Here is a 17401-nt window from a genome sequence, read left to right as displayed (position 1 = left end):
CTTGGCGACCAGGCAGACCTTCAAGCTGCTGCCCGAGCTGTTCGGCGACGGCGCGATGGCGGAGATCTTCTCCGCGGAGAGCACCGTGCTGGCCTGGCTGCGCACTGAGGCCGCGCTGGCCCTGGCCCAGGCCGAGGCGGGCGTCATCGGCCCGGACGACGCGGCGGCCATCGCCGCGGCCTGCGTGCCCGCCACCATCGACCTGCCCAGGCTCTGGGCGGAGGCGGTGAACGTCGGTTACCCGATCCTGCCGCTCATCCGGATGATCTCGGCGGCCCTGCCCGACGGCCCGAACGGGCGCGTCCACTACGGCGCGACCACGCAGGACATCATGGACACCGGCCTCGCCCTGCAGATGGGCGCGGCGCTCGACCACCTGGCCGCGCTGCTCGCCTCGTTCGGCGACGCGGTGGCCGGGATGGTGGCCGCGCACGCCGGCACCGTGGTCGCCGCCCGCACGCACGCCCAGCAGGCGGTGCCCACGACGTTCGGGGCGAAGATGGCGGTGCTGCTGGCCGAGCTGACGCGGCAGCGCGAGCGGGTGGCGGCGGCCGCCGGGCATGTGCGGGTGGTGTCGCTGTTCGGGGCGGGCGGCACGTCCGCGGCCATGGGCGAGCGCTCCTCCGAGGTGCGCGCGGGCGTGGCGGGACTGCTCGGCCTGCGTACCACGGAGGTGCCGTGGCACGTGGCGAGGGACGGCGTCGCCGAGTTCGGCGTGACCTGCGCGAGCCTGGCGGCCACCGCGGCCCGGTTCGCCCGCGAGGTCGTGGACCTGTCCAGGACCGAGGTCGGCGAGGTGCGCGAGGCGGGCGGCCACCATCGCGGGGCCTCGTCCACGATGCCGCAGAAGGCCAACCCGATCGGCTGCGAGGCCGTGATCGGCATGTCGGGCACGGCGGGCGCGCTCAGCTCGGGCCTGTTCCGCGCGATGGAGGCCGGGCACGAGCGGGCGGCCGGCGAGTGGCAGGTGGAGTGGTACGTCGTCCCGCTGCTGGCCGAGCTGGCCGCGGGCGCGCTGGCCACGGCCGCCGACGTCGCGACGGGGCTGCGCGTCTACCCGGAGGCGATGCGGGCCAACCTGGACGCCGAGGGCGGGCTGATCATGGCGGAGGCGTACATGATGCGCCTGGCGCCCGCCCTGGGCCGGGAGCGGGCCCACGACCTGGTCTACAAGGCGGCGCACGAGGCGCGCGAGGGCGGGCGGGCGCTGGCCGACGCGCTGCGCGACGTGGCCGGGCCCGGCGACCTGGAGAGCCTGGGCGCCCTGCCCATCCCGCCCGAGTCCTACGTCGGCGACGCCGGGGCGATCTGCGCCGCGGCCCTGGACGCCTGGAGAAATGAAGCCCGAAAACAAGCGCGGAGGAATGAGCGATGAGTGAGAGACGGCCGGCGGACCTGCTGGCCATGTGGCGGATCCGCGCGTTCGAGGAAAAGGTGCGCGACCTGCGGGCCGAGGGCCCGATCGTGGGCTCGGTGCACCTCTGTATCGGGCAGGAGGCCATCCCGGTGGGGGCGTGCGACGCGCTGGAGGAGCGGGACGCGCTGTTCGCGACCTACCGGGGCCACGGGTGGGCCCTGGCGCGAGGGGTGCCGGCGGAGCCGCTGTTCGCGGAGCTGATGGGCCGGGCGAGCGGCGTCAACGGCGGGCGCGGCGGGTCGGCGTACTTCACGGCCGCCGAGTACGGCTTCCACGGCGAGAACTCCATCGTGGGCGCGGGCGCGCCGATCGCGTGCGGCGCGGCGCTGGCCGGCCGCCACGACGGCTCGGACCGGGTCGCGGTGAGCGTGTTCGGCGACGGGGCGATGAACCAGGGCGCGGTGCACGAGGCGATGAACTTCGCCGCCGCGTTCTCGCTGCCCGTCGTGTTCGTGTGCGAGAACAACCGCTACTCGGAGCTGACCCCGATCGCCGACATGGTACGCAGCCCGCGCCTGGCCGACCGCGCCGCCGCGTACGGCATGCCGGGCCACCGCATCGACGGCAACGACGCCGAGGCGGTGCGCTTCCACATGCGCGACGCCGTGGAGGTCGCCCGCGAGGGCGGCGGCCCGACGCTGCTGGAGTGCATGACCGAGCGCCTGGCCGGCCACTACATCGGCGACGCCGAAGCCTACCGGCGGCCGGGCGAGCTGGACCGGATCAGGCGCGAGGAGCCGATCGCCCGGCTGCGCGAGGGCCTGCTCGCCGACGGAGTGCCGGCGCACGACGTCGACGCGGCCGAGCGGACGGCGCGGGACGAGATGGACGCCGCCGCCGCGGCCGCGCTGGCCGCGCCCCTCGCCGACCCCGCCACCGCGAGGGAGCACCTGTATGCCTGACCTGTCCTATGGCGAGGCCGTGAACGCGGCCCTGCACCGGCTCATGGAGGAGTTGCCGGAGACGCTGGTCTACGGCGAGGACGTGGGCGTGCCCGGCGGCGTGTTCGGGGTGACGCGGGGGCTGCGCAAGCGGTTCGGCGAGCGGGCCTTCGACACCCCGATCAGCGAGTCGGCCATCCTGGGCAGCGCGGTGGGCGCGGCCATGATGGGCCGCCGGCCGATCGTGGAGATCATGTGGGCCGACTTCTCGCTGGTGGCCCTCGACCAGATCGTCAACCAGGCGGCCAACGTGCGTTACGTCTCGGAGGGCCGGCTGACGGCGCCGCTGACGATCCGCACCCAGCAGGGCAACGCGCCGGGCGCGTGCGCGCAGCACTCGCAGTGCCTGGAGGCGTTGTTCCTGCACGTGCCGGGGCTGCGGGTGTGCCTGCCGAGCACCCCGCAGGACGCCTATGACCTGCTGGTGAGCGCCGTGCACTGCGACGACCCGGTGCTGGTGATCGAGAACCGCACGCTGTACTTCGGGCCGAAGGAGCCGGTCGAGACCGGCCGCGCGGTGCGGCCGATGGGCGCGGCGCGCACCCGGCGGGCCGGGACCGACGTCACGCTCGTCACCTGGGGCGCGATGACGCACCGGGTGCTGGAGGCGGCTGAGATGCTGGCCGGGCGGGGCGTGGACGCGGAGGTGCTGGAGACGCCGTGGCTCAACCCGTTCGACACCGAGGCGGTGGTCGAGAGCGCCCGGCGGACCGGCAGGCTGGCGGTCGTGCACGAGGCGAACGTCACCGGCGGTTTCGGCGCCGAGGTCGTCGCCCGCGTCGCGGGGGCGGGCGTGCCGCTGCTCGCGCCGCCGCTCCGGATCGGCACGCCGGACGTGCGGATGCCGGCCGCGCCGGTCCTGGCGCAGGCCCTGGTCCCGGACGCCGCTCGCATCTCGGGAGATGTCCTGGCCCTGGTCAAGGGGGAGGCGCTCGGATGAGAGGCGTGTGGCACTTCTCCTTCACCGTCGCCGACCTCGACCGGTCCGTGGCGTTCTACCGGGATCTGCTCGGTTTCGCCCTGGTGCACCGGCAGGAGCAGGACAACGCCTACACGCGCCGCCTGGTCGGCTACCCCGACGCCGTGCTGCGGGTGGCCCAGCTCGCCGTGCCGGGCCAGCCGCGCGGCGTGTCCACGCACGACCTGGAGCTGGTCGAGTACGTACGCCCGCGCGGCGAGCCCCGCGACCCCGCCCGCCACCTGCCCGGCGCCGCCCATCTGGCGCTCACCGTCGAGGACGCCCGCGCCGAGCACACCCGGCTGGCCGCGGCCGGGGTGCGGTTCGTCAACCCGCCGGCCGAGATCACGGCGGGCGTGAACAGGGGCGGCTACGCCTGCTACTTCCTCGACCCGGACGAGATCACGCTGGAGCTCGTCCAGCCTCCTGCTAGTTTGTGACGCTCAAACGATTGATCACGGGAGGAGGGGCTGGATGACCGTCGTCGACGCCCACCAGCACTTCTGGAACCTGGAGACGGGTGCGTACCCCTGGCTGACGCCGGAGGCCGGGCCCATCTTCCGCACGTTCGAACCGGCGGAGCTCGTCCCGCAACTCGCGGCGGCCGGGGTCGATCGCACGGTCCTGGTGCAGTCGATGGACTCCTACGCCGACACCGACGCCATGCTCGCGCAGGCGGACGCGCACGACTTCGTCGGCGCGGTGGTCGGGTGGGTGCCGCTGCACCGGCCGGAGGAGGCGGCGGAGGCGCTGGAGCGGTACCGGCGGCATCCGCGCTTCGCCGGGATCAGGCATCTCATTCACGACGAGCCCGATCCCGACTGGGTGCTGCGGGACACGGTGATCGAGGGGCTGAGGTCGCTCGCGGCGGCCGGGCTGCCGTTCGACGTGGTGGCGGTGCTGCCGCGGCACCTGGAGCACGTGCCGGTGCTGGCCGAGCGGGTGCCGGGGCTGCGGATGGTCATCGACCACCTGGCCAAGCCGCCGATCAGGGAGAAGGGCTGGGAGCCGTGGGCGTCGCTGCTGGCGCGGGCGGCGGCGTGCCCGGGGGTGTACGCCAAGGTGTCGGGGCTGAACACGGCCGCCGGCGACGGCTGGACGGGTGCGGACCTGCGGCCGTACGTGGAGCACGCGGTCGAGGTGTTCGGGCCTGAGCGGCTGATGTTCGGCAGCGACTGGCCCGTCGCGCTGCTGGCGGGTGACTACGACCAGGTGTGGCGGGAGACCCGGCACGCCCTGTCGGGGCTGTCCCGCGACGAACGCGCGGCCGTGTTCGGCGGCACGGCGGCCCGCTTCTACGGCATCCAGGAGGTGGCGGCGTGATCGGCGCTCGTCAGGCTTTCCGGGAGGTGGCGGTGTGATCGATGTCTTCGCTCCGATCGCGGCCGCGGCCGATCTGACCATTCCCGGGGCGCACCGGCGGCCGATCGCCATCGTGGGCGCCGGGGCCATCGTGGACGTGGCCCACCTGCCCGCCTACCGTCAGGCCGGGCTGGAGGTGACCGGCCTGTACGACCTCGACGCCGGACGCGCCGCCGAGGTGGCCGCCCGGCACGGGGTGCCCAGGACGTACGGGTCGCTGGAGGAGTTGCTGGCCGACGAGCGGGCCGCCGTCGTGGACATCGCGGTCGCGCCGCAGGCGCAGCCCGGCGTCGCCCGGGCGGCGCTGGCGGCGGGCCGGCACGTGCTGTGCCAGAAGCCGTTCGCGCCCGACGTCGCCACCGGCCAGGGCCTGGTCGACCTGGCGGCGGCCACCGGGCTCAAGATCGCGGTCAACCAGCAGCTCCGCTTCGACGAGGGCATCGCCGCCGCCCGCGCCATGGTCAGGGCGGGCTGGATCGGCGAGCCGACGGCGATGACGTTCACCGTGAACATCCTCACCGACTGGAGCGCCTGGGACTGGCTTGTCACCACCGACCGGCTGGAGATCGTCTACCACTCCATCCACTACCTCGACGCGATCCGCTCGATCCTCGGCGACCCCGAGCGCGTGTTCTGCACCGGCAGCCGCACGCCCGGCCAGCTCGCCAGGGGCGAGACGCGCACGATGAGCACGCTGATCTATCCGGGCGAGGTGCGCGCGCTGGTGCACGCCACGCACGAGAACCGCAGTGGCGACCAGGAGGCGTCCTTCCGCATCGACGGCACGCTGGGCGCGATCAAGGGCACGCTCGGCCTGCTGTACGACTATCCGCGCGGCCGCCCCGACACCCTGGAGGTCGACAGCCGGGTGGTGCCGACCGACGGCTGGCTGCCGTACCCGGTGACCGGGCGCTGGCTGCCCGACGCGGTGGCCGGGCCGATGGGGTCGCTGCTGCGGGCCATCGCCGAGGGCGGCGAGCCGGAGACCTCCGGCGCCGACAACCTGGGCACACTGCGCCTGCTCGACGCGCTCTACCGTTCGATGGACAGCGGCGAGAGCCGGCGTCCAGGATCGTCCTCATGAAGCGCTCCCGGGTCACGCTCGCCGACGTCGCCGCGATGGCGAAGGTGGATCGGGCCGTCGTCTCGCGGGTCGTCAACAAGGACCCCACGCTCAACATCCGGCCCGAGACGCGCGAGCGGGTGCTGGCGGCGATCGACGAGCTGGGCTACCGGCCCAATGTCGCCGCGCGGAGCCTGCGCACGTCGCGGGCGCACATGTTCGGGCTGTTCATCCCCGACTTCGCCAACCCCGTCTACGCCGAGATCATCAAGGGCGCGGAGGCGGAGGCCGCCGCCCAGGGCTACGTGCTGGTCACCGGCAGCGCGACGGGCGCGGGGCTCGGGGAGTACATGGACCGGATCGGCCAGGGCCGCATCGACGGCCTGCTGCTGGCCGGCGCCGAGAACGAGTCCGGGCTGATCGGGCAGCTCGACCAGGCGGCCATTCCATGGTTGATGCTCAACAACCGCAGCAGAAGCGTCAAACGGTACGTCATCCTCGACGACCAGCGCGCCGCCGCGCTCGCGGTGGAGCACCTGGTGCTGCTCGGCCACCGCCGCATCGCCCACCTCGCCGGCCCGTCGCGCGCCGACACGGCCGCGCGCCGGTCGGCGGGCTACTCGGCGGCGATGCGCGACGCCGGCCTGCCGGAGGGGCCGATCGTGGCGGCCGACTACACCCCGGCGGGCGGGGCCGCGGCGATGGCCCGGCTGATGTCGATCGCCGAGCGGCCGACGGCGGTGTTCGTGGCGAACGTGGCCTCGGCCATCGGAGCCATGGAGGGCGTGCGGGCGGCCGGGCTGGAGATCCCGCGCGACGTCTCCATCGTCGCCGTGCACGACCTCGACCTGGCCGGTTACCTCTATCCGGCGCTGACCACCGTACGGATGCCGCTGGCGGAGCTGGGCCGGCGCGGCGTGACCCTGCTGGGCAGCCTGAAGCCCGACGACACGGTGGCCGAGGTGCTGGCCGGGCCGATCGAGCTGATCCAGCGCCGCTCCACCGCTCCCCCGCGCCGATGATTTTCCCCGCACCCCGAGGTCTGACGGTCATGAGCAAACTGCTGTATTCGGTGACCATGTCGGCGGACGGCTTCATCGCCGGTCCCGGTGGTGACATGTCCTGGCTTACCGCGCATCTCGGGCCGAACCCGCTGGTGGACGGGCTGATCGACGAGGTCGGCGCGCTGCTGGTGGGCCGGCGTACGTTCGGCGGGGACGATCCGTACAAGGGGACCGAGAGCGAGGGCGAGGCGTTCGGCGGCGGCTGGGACGGGCCGCAGATCGTACTGACCCATCGCATCCCGGAGACGCCGGTGCCGGGAGTCACGTTCGCCGGCGACCTGGCGACCGCGGTCGAGACGGCGAAGGCCGCGGCGGGCGGCAAGTACGTCAACGTGCTCGGCGCCGACGTCGCCCGGCAGTGCCTGGCGGCCGGGGTGCTGGACGAGGTCCTCACGATCGTGGCGCCGGTGCTCCTGGGCGACGGGGTCCGGCTCTTCGACCATCCGGGCGGGGCCGAGGTCCGGCTGGAACGGCTCCGCGCCGACCACGTGCCGCACGCCACGAACCTCTGGTATCGGGTGCTCTGACCTGATCGCGAGCAGGCGTCACCCGTCCGGCCTGGTGCGGGCCAGGCCGGGCGGATGACGCGGCGCAGCCTCCGGCTTCAGTGATGTTAGCGTTAACATCACCTGTGGAAAGCGGGCCCGACCGTACGAACCCTGACAGCCCTTGTCAAGAGCGCCGCGCGTCGCCGCAGGTCGCCGGGACGGGGGCGATGTAAGTTTCACGCCCGCCCCCTCCAGGGTTGACGGCGGCGAAAAGGCGCGCCTACATTGCCTGCGACGCACGGCGCAGCGTCCGGCATCCCCCATTCGAGGAGGACCCTTGCGCCGTCTGTCCCGTCTCATCGCCGCCACCGCGACCGCGCTGCTGCTCACGGGCGCCGCGCTCGCCTACCCCAATCCCGGCCGGGTCACCGGGGACGTGGTGGTCCACGACCCCACGATGATCCGCACCTCGTCCGGCTACGTCCTCTACTCCACCCACGGTTTCCTGGAGGCGCGCACCTCGACCGACCGGGTGCACTTCACGCGGGCCGGCAACGCCTTCCGCACCGCGCCGTCGTGGTGGCGTACCTACTCCTCCGGCAACGACCCGTGGGCGCCGGACATCTCCCAGCAGGGCGGGAGATACCTGATGTACTACGCGGTCTCCAGCTTCGGCTCCAACAACTCCGCCATCGGCCTGGCCACCAGCACCACCGGCCAGCCCGGCTCCTGGACCGACCAGGGCGTCGTCTACGCGACCACGACCGCCAACGACCACAACGCCATCGACCCGAACCTGCTGGTCGACTCCTCCGGCCGGTGGTGGCTCAGCTTCGGCTCGTACTGGACCGGCATCCGCATGATCCGGCTGAACCCCTCGACCGGAAAGCGGCTCTCCTCCGACCAGACGCTCCACCACCTCGCCACCCGGCCCGACGCGCCCTACGCCGTCGAGGCTCCTGACATCGTCAAGCACGGGAACCACTACTACCTGTTCGCCTCGTACGACCGCTGCTGCGCGGGCACGAGCAGCACGTACAAGGTCAAGGTCGGCCGCTCCACCAGCCCCACAGGCCCCTACACCGACCGCGCCGGCGTCTCCATGCTCTCGGGCGGCGGCACGATGGTGCTGGAGACCCACGGCCGCGTGATCGGCCCCGGCGGTCAGAGCGTGCTGTCGGACGTGGACGGCGACCTGCTCGTCTACCACTACTACGACGGCAACGACAACGGCACGCCCAAGCTCGGCATCAACCTCATCGGCTGGGACTCAGCCGGCTGGCCCTACGTCTACTGACCCCCTTACGACCGGAAGCCGCCGGCGGGTCCGCTCAAGCGTCGCCTGTGAGTTTTGGGTGCCCGAATTGGCGCCATTGACATCTCCACAAACCGGACTCTAGGTTGTGCGAAACGTTTCGACAACCAGTCTCCCGGAGTGGAATGACCTCGCTACGTGACGTGGCCGAGAGGGCTCAGGTCGCGGTCAGTACCGTGTCCGCCGCGCTCAACGGCACCCGCCCGGTGGCGGCGGCGACCAAGCGGCGGATCGAGCAGGCCGCAGAAGAGCTCGGCTACCGGCCCAACCTGCTGGCCCGCGGCCTGCAGAGCAAGCGGACCCGCATCCTGGCGCTGCTGTTCCCCGCCCCGCGCGGCGGGTTCGGGCTGACCGAGATGCAGTTCGCCACCGGGGCCGCCGAGGCGGCCGGCGAGCTGGGCTATCACCTGCTGCTGTCGCCCGAGAACGCCGATCCGATCGAGGAGCTGCGGCATCTCACCGGGCTGGGGCTGGTCGACGGGGTGCTGCTGATGGAGGTGGGCCTCGACGACGAGCGGCCGGAGTTCCTGTCGGCGGCCGGGGTGCCGTTCAGCATGATCGGGCGGACGCGCGAGCCGGGATCGATCGACTTCGCGGACATCGACTTCGCGGCCACGGCGCGGGAGGCGGTGGCGCACGTCGCCGGGCTGGGGCATCGGAAGCTGGCCTTCTTCAACCTGTCCACCGGCACCTACGCCGCCCAGTACGGGCCCGCGATCAGGGCCGGGGCCGAGTTCGAGTCGGCGGCCCGGGAGGCGGGGCTCGCCTACGTGGGCGACTTCCGTCCCGGCTCCGCGGAAGAGGGCGGGCAGGCGTTCGAGCGGCTGCTGGAGGAGCACCCCGACGTGACCGCGCTGGCGGTCATGGACGACCACGCGGCGGTGGGCGTGATCGCGGCCGTGGCGCGGCGCGGGTGGCGGATCCCCGAGGACCTGACGCTGATGCTGGTGCTGTCGTCGGCCCGGGTGGCCGAGATGTTCCATCCGAGGCTCACCACGCTGGAACCGCCCAGTGCCGAGCTGGGCCGGCTCGGCGCGCGCATGCTCATCGATCGGTTGCGGGGTGACGCGCCGCCGCGGCAGCGGCTCGTGCCCTGCCGGCTGGTGGCCGGGGACAGCTCCGCGCCGCCGCGTAAGGGGGTCTGACCATGACGGCACGGCTGGGCATGCACACGCTCACCGAGGGGCGCGGGCTGCTGTTCGGCGGGGACTACAACCCGGAGCAGTGGCCGGAGGAGGTCTGGGCCGAGGACGCCGCGCTCATGCGGGCCGCCGGGGTCAACCTGGTCACGGTCGGCGTGTTCAGCTGGGGCCGGCTCGAACCGGAGCCGGGCGTGCGGGACTTCGGCTGGCTCGACCGGGTGCTGGACCTCATGGCCGGGCACGAGATCGCGGTGGACCTGGCGACGCCGACGGCCTCGCCGCCGCCGTGGCTGGGGCACCGGTGGCCGGAGACGCTGCCGATCGACGAGTCGGGGCACCGGCTCTGGTACGGCGCCCGCAACCAGTTCTGCCCCTCCTCCCCCGTCTACCGGGAGCGGGCCCTGGAGATCGTCGGCGCCCTGGCCGACCGGTACGCCGGCCACCCGGCGCTGGCCCTGTGGCACGTGGGCAACGAGTACGGCCAGGTGTGCCACTGCGACGAGTCGGCGAAGGCGTTCCGCGCCTGGCTGACCAAGCGGTACGGCGACCTCGGAACGCTCAACGACGCCTGGGGCACCACGTTCTGGAGCCAGCACTACAGCGACTGGGCCGAGATCCTGCCCCCGCGCCTGGCCCCGTACATCATCAACCCCGCCCAGCGCCTCGACTGGCGGCGCTTCTGCTCCGACGCGCTGCTGGAGCACTTCCGCGCCGAACGCGACCTCCTGCGCGAGCGCGCCCCGGGCATTCCGGTCACCACGAACTTCATGGGGCTGTTCAAGCCGGTCGACTACTGGTCGTGGGCCGATGAGGAGGACGTGGTCTCCAACGACCACTACCCCGAGCCGGGCGACCCGATGGCCCCGGCGCTCACGGCGCTGACGCACGACCTCATGCGCGGGCTGGCCAAGGGGCGGCCGTGGCTGCTGATGGAGCAGTCCACGAACGCGGTCAACTGGCGCCCGCACAACCTGCCGAAGCCGCCCGGCCAGTTCCGGCTGGAGTCGCTGCAGGCGCTCGCCCGGGGCGCGGACGGTCTGTGCTACTTCCAGTGGCGGGCCTCCCGGTTCGGCGCCGAGCGCTTCCACGCCGCGATGGTGCCGCACGCGGGGGCGGACACGCGGCTGCACGCCGAGGTGCGCGCGCACGGGCAGGAGCTACGCGGGCTCGCCGCGGTGGCGGGCGAGCCGGTGCCGGCGCGGGTGGCGATGGTGTTCGACTGGGCGAGCTGGTGGGCGCTGGAGGAGCGCGGCCGGCCCAGCGACCGGCTCAACGCCACCGACCAGCTGCTGAGCTACTACGTGCCGTACTTCGAGCGCGGGGTGAGCGTGGACGTGGTGCCGCCGTCGGCGGACCTATCGGCGTACGCGCTGGTCGTGGTGCCGAACCTGTTCCTGGTCGGCGACCGGGACGCGGCCGCGCTGACCGCGTACGTGCGGGGCGGCGGCGTGCTGGTGGTCGGGCCGTTCTCGGGGGTCGTGGACCCGCGGGCGCAGGTGCGCACCGGCCGGTTCCCCGCGCCGCTACGGGAGGTGCTGGGCGCGTCCGGCGAGGAGTGGATGCCGGCCCCCGACGATCATCCCGTGCGCTGCCGGTGGAGCGACGGCACCGAGTTCGAGGCGCACACGTGGACCGAGCTGCTGGCCGCCGAGGGCGCCGAGGTCGTAGCCGAGTTCGCAGAAGACGGCGGGCCCGCCGTGACGCGGCACCGCAGCGGCGAGGGCGTCGCCTGGTACGTCGGCACGATGCCCGAGCCCGCCGCCCTTTCCGCGCTGACCGGCCGGGTGCTGGCCGACGCCGGTGTGACGGGCGAGCTGCCCGATCTGCCGCCGGGCGTCGAGGCGGTCCGCCGCGGCGACGTCCTGTTCCTGCTCAACCACGGCACCACCACCGTGGAGGTGCCGATCCCCCACACGACGGCCGAGGACCTGCTGACCGGGTCCCCCGCGACGGGCCACGTCACGCTGACGCCCCGCGCGGTCGCCGCCATCCGCTGAAACACCTGGCCAGCCGATCACCCCGATCGTCGCTCAAGAACGGATTGGCATGAAGTTCAAAGACGGCTACTGGCGGATGCGCCCCGGCGTGCGCGGCGACTACGCCGTCACGGCGCACGACGTCACCGCGGACGCCGGCTCGCTGCGCGTCCTGGCGCCGACGCGGGAGATCACCCGCCGCGGCAACACCATCGACGGCCCGGTGATCACCGTGGACCTGTCGTCGCCGATGCCGGACGTGATCCGCGTGCGGACCACGCACTTCGCCGGGTCCGTGCCGCAGGCCCCCGCCTTCGCGGTGCGCGACGACGACCCGGAGGTGAAGATCGTCGTGGACGCCGCCGAGGCCGGCCTGACCAGCGGCGGCCTGACCGTGCGGGTGCGCAGGGACGCGCCGTGGGAGATGACGTTCAGCGCCGGCGACCGGGAGCTGACCCGCAGCTCCGGTAAGAGCCTGGGCATCATGCACGACCCGGACGCGCGGCACTTCATGATGGAGCAGCTCAGACTCGGCGCCGGCGAGCTCGTGTACGGCCTCGGCGAGCGCTTCGGCGCCCTGGTCCGCAACGGCCAGTCGATCGACGTCTGGAACGAGGACGGCGGCACCAGCAGCGAGATCGCCTACAAGAACGTCCCCTTCTACCTCACCAACCGCGGCTACGGCGTGTTCGTCAACCACCCGGGCCGGGTGTCGTTCGAGGTCGGCTCGGAGACCGTGTCGCGGGTGCAGTTCAGCGTCGAGGGCCACGACCTGGAGTACCTGATCATCCACGGGCCGACGCCCGCCGACATCCTGCGCCGTTACACCGCGCTGACCGGCCGCCCGGCGCTGCCGCCGGCCTGGTCGTTCGGCCTGTGGCTGTCGACCTCGTTCACCACCGACTACGACGAGGCGACGGTGACGTCGTTCGTGGACGGGATGGCCGAGCGGGACCTGCCGCTGAGCGTGTTCCACTTCGACTGCTTCTGGATGCGGCAGTTCCGCTGGTGCGACTTCGAGTGGGACCCGGAGGTGTTCCCCGACCCCGAGGGCATGCTGCGGCGGCTCAAGGAGCGCGGGCTGCGCGTGTGCCTGTGGATCAACCCCTACATCGGGCAGGCGTCGGCATTGTTCGAGGAGGGGGCGGCGGCCGGGCATCTGCTGCGCCGCCCGGACGGCACGGTCTGGCAGGACGACTACTGGCAGGCGGGCCGGGCGCTGGTGGACTTCACCTCGCCGGCCGCCCGCGAGTGGTACGCGGGCAAGCTGCGCGGGCTGCTCGACATCGGCGTGGACGCGTTCAAGACCGACTTCGGCGAGCGCATCCCGACCGACGTCGTCTACGCCGACGGCTCCGACCCCGAGCGCATGCACAACTACTACAGCCTGATCTACAACCAGACCGTCCACGACGTGCTGGCCGAGCGGCGCGGCGAGGGCGACGTGGTGCTGTTCGCGCGCTCGGCCACGACCGGCGGGCAGCGGCTGCCGGTGCACTGGGGCGGCGACTGCGAGTCGACGTTCGAGGCGATGGCCGAGTCGCTGCGCGGCGGGCTGTCGCTCGGCATGGCCGGGTTCGGGTTCTGGAGCCACGACATCGGCGGGTTCGAGGGGCGGCCGGATCCGGCGGTGTTCAAGCGGTGGGTGGCGTTCGGGCTGCTGTCGTCGCACAGCCGGTTGCACGGGAGCGGGTCGTACCGGGTGCCGTGGCTGTTCGACGAGGAGTCGGTGGACGTGCTGCGCGCGTTCACGCGGCTGAAGGCCCGGCTGATGCCCTATCTGTACGGGTCCGCCGTGCAGGCCACCGCCGAGGGGCTGCCGATGATGCGGGCGATGCAGCTGGAGTTCCCCGGAGATCGGGCCTGCGACTACCTGGACGCCCAGTATCTGCTCGGTTCCGACCTGCTGGTGGCGCCCGTTCTGTCGGCAGATGGTGATATTTCATATTACGTGCCTGAGGGGGTGTGGACCCGGCTGCTCGACGGGGAGCGGGTCAGCGGGCCCGGCTGGCGTACCGAGCGGCACGGGTTCGACAGCCTGCCACTGCTCGTACGGCCGGGCGCGGTGATCGCGACGGGAGCCCGCGAGGACCGGCCCGACTACGACTACGCCGACGGCGTCACGCTGGAGGTCTACGAGCTGCCCGACGGCGCCGCCCGTACCGTCACCGTGCCCGGCCTGGACGGCGCCCCCGCCGCCGTGTTCGAGGTGACCCGCGAGGGTGAGCGCGTCCGCGCCCGCCGCGTCGAGGGCGCACCGCTCCCCTGGAACCTGCGCTGCTCCGGCGGGCACGCCGCGGCGGCGTCCGGCACCGACCACATCGAGATCCCTCTCAGCGCCAAGGAGTGACATGACCGCCTTCCCCGACACCTTCCTGTGGGGCACCGCCACGGCCGCCTACCAGGTCGAGGGCGCCTGGAACGAGGACGGCCGCGGCCCGTCCATCTGGGACACCTTCTCCCACACGCCGGGCCTGGTCACCAACGGTGACACCGGTGACGTGGCCTGCGACCATTACCACCGGCTGGAGGAGGACCTCGACATCCTGTCGGCGCTGGGCGTCGGCGCGTACCGGTTCTCCATCTCCTGGCCGCGTGTGCAACCGGGCGGCCAGGGCCCGGTCAACCGGGCGGGCGTGGACTTCTACAGCCGGCTGGTGGACGGGCTGCTGGCCAGGGACATCGCCCCGGTGGCCACCCTCTACCACTGGGACCTGCCGCAGGAGCTGGAGGACGCGGGCGGCTGGCCGGTCCGCGACACCGCGCTGCGTTTCGCCGAGTACGCCCGTCTCATGGGCGAGGCGCTCGGCGACCGGGTGGCGACGTGGATCACCCTGAACGAGCCGTGGTGCTCGGCCTACCTGGGCTACGCCTCCGGCGTGCACGCCCCGGCCAGGACCGAGCCCGCCGCCGCGCTGGCCGCCGTGCACCACCTGAACCTGGGCCACGGCCTGGCCGTTCAGGCGCTGCGCTCGACGGCCGCCAGGGACGCCCGGATGTCGGTCACGCTCAACCTGCACCACGTGCGCGGCGTGTCCGAGCGCGACGCCGACGCGGTGCGGCGCGCGGACGCGCTGTCCAACCGGGCCTTTCTCGGCCCGATGCTGGAGGGCGCCTACCCGCGCGACCTGATCGCCGACACCGCCTCGGTGACCGACTGGTCGTTCGTCCTCGACGGGGACGAGGCGGCCGCCTGTCAGCCGCTGGACGTGCTCGGGGTCAACTACTACAACCCGACGCTGGTCCGTCAGTGGGACGGGGCCAGTGCCAGGGAGACCGCCGACGGGCACCAGGACGGGGCCGCCTCGCCGTGGATCGCCTGCGAGGACGTCGAGTTCGTGAAGCAGCCGGGGCCGTACACGGAGATGGGCTGGAACATCGACGAGACCGGCCTGACCGAGCTGCTGGTACGCCTGCACCGCGACTACCCGGACCTGCCGCTGATGATCACCGAGAACGGGGCCGCGTTCCCGGACGAGGTGGACGCCGACGGCCGGATCCGCGACGAGCGCCGCGTCGACTACCTGAACCGCCACCTGACGGCCGTGACCGAGGCGATCACGGCCGGGGCGGACGTGCGGGGATACTTCGTGTGGTCGCTGATGGACAACTTCGAGTGGGCGCACGGATACGCCAAGCGCTTCGGCATCGTCCGCGTGGACCACGACACGCAACTGCGCACCTGGAAGGACAGCGCCCACTGGTACCGCGACGTGGTCGCGGCCAACAAGCTGCCCGGCTAGGGCTTGCGCCCCACACCCCCCACGAAGGTGTGGTAGGTGATCCCCGGGGTGGCGTGGTCGGCCGAGTCGGCCCGCCATTCCGGCAGCGGCACCACCCCGGGCTCCAGCAGTTCGAGACCGTCGAAGTAGGCGAGGATCTCCTCCCGGGTGCGCCACCGCCCGGTGCCGAGGTGCTCGTTGAAGACCTTCTCCGCCGTGTACGCCTGCTGCGACACCTCCGGCATCGCCTCGCCCGGGTTGTGGAAGTGCGAGATGACCACGTGGCTGCCGGAGGCGAGCGGCGCCACGAGCCGGCGCAGCACCGAGCCCGGGTCCTCGTCGTCGGACAGGTGGTGCAGGATCCCGAACATCAGCAGCCCGACCGGCTCGTCGAAGTCGATGAGGGCGCGGGTCTTCGGGTCGCCGAGGATCTCCTCCGGCTCCCGGGCGTCGGCGTTGACGATCGCGGTGGTCTCGTCCACGGCCAGCAGGGCGCGGCCGTGGACGAGGACGATCGGGTCGTGGTCGACGTACACGACGTGGGTGCCCGGGTTGACGGACTGGGCGATCTCGTGCACGTTGCCCTGCGTGGGCAGGCCCGAGCCGATGTCGAGGAACTGGCGGATGCCCGCCTCGGCGGTGAGGTAGCGCACGGTGCGCCGCAGGAACTCCCGGTTGGCCTGGGCGGCCTGGGGCGCGTCGGGCGCGATCGCCAGCGCGGCGGCGGCGACCTGACGGTCGATCTCGTAGTTGTCCTTCCCGCCGAGCATGTAGTCGTAGACGCGGGAGACGCTGGGCTTGCTGGTGTCGATCTCGGCTAACGCTTTGTCCTGCTCGCTCTCGGGCACTGTGGGCTCCTCGCGGTGAAGATCAGGGGGGTCAGCGCCATGATCCTAGCTCCTCGCGGAGCAGCCGCGCGGCCCCCGCCATGGCTCGCATCTTGCCCTCTGCCGACGCCCTGGGCAGGTATTTCATCCCGCAGTCGGGGGCGATGACGACACGCTCCGGCGGCACCCGGTCGAACGCCCTGCGTACCCGCCCCGCCACCACCTCGACCGGCTCCACGTCCGGTGTGGACAGGTCGATCACCCCGAGGATGATCGTCTTGTCCTTCAGGTCCGACAGCACCCCGAGGTCGAGCCCGGACTGCGCGGTCTCGATCGACACCTGCCGGACCGGGCAGCCGGCCAGCTCCGGCAGGAACGAGTACGCCTCCGGCCGCTCGTGGATGATCGCGGCGTACCCGAAACAGATGTGCACGGCCGTCGTCCCGGTGACGCCGTCCAGTGCGGCGTTGAGGGCGGCCAGCCCGTAGGCGCGCGCGGCGTCCGGCCTGGCCTGCATGTACGGCTCGTCGATCTGCACGATGTCGGCCCCGGCCGCGAACAGGTCGCGGATCTCGGCATTGACCGCCGCCGCGTAGTCCATGGCGGCGGCCTCGGCGTCCGGGTAGTGGTCGTTCTGCGCCTGCAGGCTCATCGTGAACGGCCCCGGCACCGTCATCTTGATCACGCGCTCGGTCCGCGCCCGCAGGAACAGCAGGTCGTCCACCTCGACCGGCCGCGGGCGGCGGATCGGGCCGGTGATGCGCGGGACCGGGTTGGGGTGGCCGCTGCGGTCCAGGGCGGTGCCCGGGTGGTCGAGGTCGATGCCGTCCAGGGCGGTGGCGAAGTGGTTGGAGTAGCTCTCGCGGCGCATCTCCCCGTCGGTGACGATGTCCAGCCCGGCCCGCTCCTGGGCCCTGATCGCCAGCTCGGTGGCGTCGTCCTGGGCCTGGGCGAGCAGGTCGGGCGGGACCCGCCACAGCTCCTTCGCCCGTACGCGCGGCGGGAACCGGCCGGCCAGCTTGGCGCGGTCGATCAGCCAGTCGGGCTGGGCGTAGCTGCCGACCAGCGAGGTCGGCAGCGGCGGCAAGGAGATCACGGGCCCTCCTTCACATCGGTCGTGACCTCC

The 17401-nt window shown here is 72.7% G+C and carries 15 protein-coding genes; 13 read left to right on the top strand and 2 right to left on the bottom strand.

Going from position 1 to position 17401, the window contains the following annotated elements; translation table 11 throughout:
* Window position 1: 1 nt before the first annotated feature.
* The 13 genes from C4V41_RS43355 to C4V41_RS43295 all read left to right on the top strand — a co-directional run bounded on the left by C4V41_RS43355 (window position 2) and on the right by C4V41_RS43295 (window position 15469).
* Entirely contained in the window at window positions 2-1375 is a 1374-nt protein-coding gene (locus C4V41_RS43355; RefSeq protein WP_200824612.1) for a lyase family protein, read from the top strand.
* Window positions 1372-2319, top strand: a complete 948-nt coding sequence (locus tag C4V41_RS43350; RefSeq protein WP_103961860.1) for a thiamine pyrophosphate-dependent dehydrogenase E1 component subunit alpha — start codon at window positions 1372-1374, stop codon at window positions 2317-2319. The genes C4V41_RS43355 and C4V41_RS43350 overlap by 4 nt, the downstream gene beginning before the upstream one ends.
* Window positions 2312-3298: an alpha-ketoacid dehydrogenase subunit beta gene (locus C4V41_RS43345; protein WP_103961859.1), complete on the top strand. Its 987-nt coding sequence runs from the start codon at window positions 2312-2314 to the stop codon at window positions 3296-3298. The genes C4V41_RS43350 and C4V41_RS43345 overlap by 8 nt, the downstream gene beginning before the upstream one ends.
* Window positions 3295-3756, top strand: a complete 462-nt coding sequence (locus C4V41_RS43340; RefSeq protein ID WP_103961858.1) for a VOC family protein — start codon at window positions 3295-3297, stop codon at window positions 3754-3756. Before C4V41_RS43345 ends, C4V41_RS43340 begins: the two co-directional genes overlap by 4 nt.
* Window positions 3757-3790: 34 nt before the next feature.
* Window positions 3791-4639 carry an amidohydrolase family protein gene (locus C4V41_RS43335; protein ID WP_103961857.1) on the top strand — a complete coding sequence of 283 codons (849 nt, stop codon included), beginning with the start codon at window positions 3791-3793 and terminating at the stop codon, window positions 4637-4639.
* Window positions 4640-4673: 34 nt separating this feature from the next.
* On the top strand, window positions 4674-5762 hold the full coding sequence (locus C4V41_RS43330; RefSeq protein WP_160150582.1) for a Gfo/Idh/MocA family protein: 1089 nt from the start codon (window positions 4674-4676) through the stop codon (window positions 5760-5762).
* Entirely contained in the window at window positions 5759-6763 is a 1005-nt protein-coding gene (locus C4V41_RS43325; RefSeq protein WP_103961855.1) for a LacI family DNA-binding transcriptional regulator, read from the top strand. Before C4V41_RS43330 ends, C4V41_RS43325 begins: the two co-directional genes overlap by 4 nt.
* A 29-nt stretch (window positions 6764-6792) precedes the next feature.
* Window positions 6793-7332, top strand: a complete 540-nt coding sequence (locus tag C4V41_RS43320) for a dihydrofolate reductase family protein (protein ID WP_103961854.1) — start codon at window positions 6793-6795, stop codon at window positions 7330-7332.
* Window positions 7333-7630: 298 nt separating this feature from the next.
* Window positions 7631-8590, top strand: a complete 960-nt coding sequence (locus C4V41_RS43315; RefSeq protein ID WP_235030749.1) for an arabinan endo-1,5-alpha-L-arabinosidase — start codon at window positions 7631-7633, stop codon at window positions 8588-8590.
* A gap of 143 nt (window positions 8591-8733) precedes the next feature.
* A complete protein-coding gene (locus C4V41_RS43310) occupies window positions 8734-9753 on the top strand; it encodes a LacI family DNA-binding transcriptional regulator (RefSeq protein ID WP_103961853.1) in 1020 nt (339 codons plus the stop codon).
* A gap of 2 nt (window positions 9754-9755) precedes the next feature.
* On the top strand, window positions 9756-11747 hold the full coding sequence (locus C4V41_RS43305; RefSeq protein WP_103961852.1) for a beta-galactosidase: 1992 nt from the start codon (window positions 9756-9758) through the stop codon (window positions 11745-11747).
* 49 nt (window positions 11748-11796) lie between these two features.
* Window positions 11797-14076: an alpha-xylosidase gene (gene yicI, locus C4V41_RS43300; RefSeq protein WP_103961851.1), complete on the top strand. Its 2280-nt coding sequence runs from the start codon at window positions 11797-11799 to the stop codon at window positions 14074-14076.
* 1 nt (window position 14077) lies between these two features.
* Window positions 14078-15469: a GH1 family beta-glucosidase gene (locus tag C4V41_RS43295; protein WP_103961850.1), complete on the top strand. Its 1392-nt coding sequence runs from the start codon at window positions 14078-14080 to the stop codon at window positions 15467-15469.
* Here C4V41_RS43295 and C4V41_RS43290 read toward each other — a convergent pair.
* On the bottom strand, window positions 15466-16296 hold the full coding sequence (locus C4V41_RS43290; RefSeq protein ID WP_103961849.1) for an SAM-dependent methyltransferase: 831 nt from the start codon (window positions 16294-16296) through the stop codon (window positions 15466-15468). The genes C4V41_RS43295 and C4V41_RS43290 overlap by 4 nt on opposite strands.
* 31 nt (window positions 16297-16327) lie before the next feature.
* On the bottom strand, window positions 16328-17371 hold the full coding sequence (locus C4V41_RS43285) for a uroporphyrinogen decarboxylase family protein (protein WP_103961848.1): 1044 nt from the start codon (window positions 17369-17371) through the stop codon (window positions 16328-16330).
* Between the last annotated feature and the right edge of the window lie 30 nt (window positions 17372-17401).

The sequence above is a fragment of the Nonomuraea solani genome (assembly GCF_900108335.1).
GTDB lineage: Bacteria > Actinomycetota > Actinomycetes > Streptosporangiales > Streptosporangiaceae > Nonomuraea > Nonomuraea solani.
The sequence above is the reverse complement of the archived record's forward strand: the minus strand, read 5'-3'. Positions and strand labels throughout refer to the sequence as shown.